The sequence below is a fragment of the Trinickia sp. genome (assembly GCF_035492435.1).
GTDB lineage: Bacteria > Pseudomonadota > Gammaproteobacteria > Burkholderiales > Burkholderiaceae > Trinickia.
This window is the reverse complement of the sequence record NZ_DATJJF010000067.1, coordinates 1-3,117: the sequence shown is the minus strand read 5'-3', so window position 1 is coordinate 3,117 and position 3,117 is coordinate 1. Positions and strand designations below refer to the sequence as shown.

The 3,117-nt window shown below is 63.6% G+C and carries 2 protein-coding genes and 1 pseudogene; 2 read left to right on the top strand and 1 reads right to left on the bottom strand.

Annotated features, from left to right (window positions below):
- A pseudogene (locus tag VL598_RS05055) lies at positions 1-522 on the bottom strand (ATP-dependent DNA helicase RecG); the annotation flags it as partial.
- A 154-nt stretch (positions 523-676) separates the two neighbouring features.
- On the opposite strand from VL598_RS05055, the gene queA reads away from it, so the two are divergent.
- Together queA and tgt are read left to right on the top strand one after the other, a co-directional pair.
- Positions 677-1,756, top strand: coding sequence for a tRNA preQ1(34) S-adenosylmethionine ribosyltransferase-isomerase QueA (gene queA / locus VL598_RS05050; RefSeq protein WP_325325599.1), 1,080 nt, complete (start codon positions 677-679; stop codon positions 1,754-1,756).
- A 175-nt stretch (positions 1,757-1,931) separates the two neighbouring features.
- Positions 1,932-3,116, top strand: coding sequence for a tRNA guanosine(34) transglycosylase Tgt (gene tgt, locus VL598_RS05045; protein WP_325325598.1), 1,185 nt, complete (start codon positions 1,932-1,934; stop codon positions 3,114-3,116).
- Position 3,117: the final 1 nt, after the last annotated feature.

Sequence of the window (3,117 nt, the reverse complement as noted above, 5' to 3'; positions counted from 1 at the left end):
CACCACGAGTTGGCGGCGCGGCCGGTAGGCAATCTCGTTGTCGACGACCACGCCCTCTGTCTGCGCCGTCTCGCCCGGCAGCAGTTCGCCGATCGGTGTAAGCGTGGTTTCGTCCTCGTAGCGCATCGGCAGATGCAGGACAAGATCGATGTCGCGCGTCAACCCGAGTTTGGCGAGCTTGTTGGCGGTTTTCGAAGACGCTGCGGTGCGGCGGCTCGCCGATTCGGCGGCGGGCACCGAATCCCCCTCTTGGGTCGCTTCGGGCGCGGGGGCGTCACTGTCGCTCTGGGCGTGTGTCATTGCACGCTTTGAGCCCGAGTCCGATACGGACTTTGACTTGGACTTCGCTGTTGGCTTCGATACCGGCCGGGATGGTCCGAGCGTCGTCGTTTCGGCCTTACCCTCGTCCGCTGCGGGCGGCGCGGCCAGCTTTGACGCGCGAGCGTCAGCGCCGGTGGCATCGACGACCGGGTTCGCGGCATGTTCGGCAAGCCCGGGCGAGCGGGGACGGGATAAGGGCATGGGCAACTTCGCAAGTACAATATCGAATTTGGTCACGGCTTCGCGCGTGCGGCATGCGACCGACTTTCCGCGATCATAGCGCTGCGGGGGACCGCAGTAAGTGCTAAAGCGCTGACTGCGGTCGACTGCTCTGCTCTTGGCCGATCAACGCGATATGTTTACGCTTTCCGATTTCGATTTCAATCTGCCAGACGACCTGATCGCGCAGACGGCGCTGCCCGAGCGCAGTGCAAGCCGGCTGCTCGAAGTCGCCTCTGGCGACAGTCCTGACGCGGCTGCGCGTCTCGTCGACAGACACGTGGCCGATTTGGTCGAGTGTCTCACGCCCGGCGATCTGCTCGTTTTTAACGACACCAAAGTTTTGAAGGCACGTTTTTTCGGCGTGAAGGGGACGGGCGGCAGAATCGAAGTCCTCGTCGAGCGAGTGACGGGCGAGCGTGTAGCGCTCGCGCAGATTCGCGCGAGCAAGAGCCCCGCGCCGGGCACCACGCTACGGCTGGCCGACGCCTTCGATGTGACCGTCGGCGAGCGCGTCGAGCCGTTCTACACGCTGCATTTTCCCGAGGCCTGCCTTGATCTGATCGAGCGCTATGGCCGCTTGCCGCTGCCGCCTTACATCAGCCACGATCCCGACGCGGCGGATGAAACGCGTTATCAGACCGTCTATGCACGCCAACCGGGCGCGGTGGCGGCACCGACGGCAGGACTGCACTTCGACGAGGCCCTCCTGGCACAGCTTGATGCACGCGGCATTGATCGCGCGACGTTGACGCTGCATGTCGGCGCCGGCACCTTTCAACCGGTGCGGGTAGAAAACATTGTCGAGCACAAGATGCACAGCGAGCGCTATGAACTGCCGCAGGTGCTTGTCGACAAAATCGCGGCCACGCGCGCGCGAGGCGGGCGCGTCGTCGCAGTCGGCACGACATCGCTGCGCGCGCTCGAAGCGGCTGCGCGTGACGCCGAAGCCGCCGGGCGGCCCCTTACGGCCGGCTCCGCGGAAACGGACATCTTCATCACGCCAGGCTATCGTTTCCGGGTGGTCGACCGCCTCGTGACGAACTTCCATCTGCCGAAATCGACGCTGATGATGCTTGTGTCTGCGTTCGCCGGAATGGAGCCGATACGCGCAGCCTACCGTCACGCCGTCGACGCGCGCTACCGCTTTTTCAGCTATGGCGATGCGATGCTGCTGACGCGCCGCGCGCAGCCAGAGGGGCCGTCCGCCATGTAGGCATGCATTTCCCGCTGTTCCAGTCGCTTGCCCAATATTTTGCGTTTTTAGCCGCCGTTGGGATGGGCTTGGCGGCGTACACACCCATGCAAGGTTGTCGATCGCGAGCCGGCGCTTGCCGCGCCGGCCCCGATCTGACGAAACGCCCATTCCCGGTGGCAACAGGAGTCGCTCAATGACCGAGGGTCATTTCCACGTCGATCACAACACCGCACCCGCCAATCTCGGCGGCCTGAAATTCGAGCTGCTGGCGACAGACGGCCAAGCGCGCCGGGGACGGCTCACGCTCAATCATGGCGTCGTCGAGACACCCATCTTCATGCCGGTCGGCACCTACGGGACGGTCAAGGCGATCCAGCCGCGCGAGCTTGAGGAAATCAAGGCGCAGATCATCCTCGGCAACACATTTCACCTTTGGCTGCGCCCGGGTCTCGAGACCGTGGCCGCGCACGGTGGATTGCACCGCTTCATGGGCTGGCAGCGGCCCATCCTGACGGATTCCGGCGGCTTCCAGGTCTTCTCGCTCGGAGATCTGCGCAAGATCACCGAGGAAGGCGTGGCCTTCGCCTCGCCCATCAACGGCGACAAACTCTTCTTGTCCCCCGAGGTGTCGATGCAGATTCAGCGCACGCTCAACTCGGATATCGTCATGCAGTTCGATGAATGCACGCCGTACGCGACCAACGACGTGCCGACGTCGCACGCCGACGCCGCCGCGTCGATGCGTATGTCGCTGCGCTGGGCGAAGCGCTCGATCGACGAGTTCTCCAAGCTGCAAAACCCGAATGCCCTCTTCGGCATCGTCCAGGGCGGCATGTACGAGGACTTGCGCGACGAATCGCTCGCGGGTCTCGCCGAGATCGGGTTCCATGGTCTTGCGATCGGCGGCCTTTCGGTTGGCGAGCCGAAGGAGGACATGTTGCGCGTGCTGGAGCACGTCGGCCCGCGGCTGCCGGCCGATAAGCCGCATTACCTGATGGGCGTCGGCACCCCCGAGGATCTCGTGGCGGGCGTCTCAGCCGGCATCGACATGTTCGACTGCGTGATGCCGACGCGCAACGCGCGCAACGGCTGGCTCTTTACACGCTTCGGCGACATCAAGATTCGCAACGCGCAGCATCGCAATTCGCTGCGCCCGCTCGACGAAAGCTGCTCCTGCTATACCTGCCGCCATTTCACCCGCGGTTACCTGCACCATTTACACCGCGTCGGCGAAATTCTGGGCGCGCAATTGAATACCATTCACAATTTGCATTACTACCTGCAATTGATGGCTGAGATGCGCGAGGCGATCGAAACGCAGACCTTCGATGCCTTTCGCAAGCGGTTTGCAGAAGACCGCGCGAGAGGCGTCGAGTAGA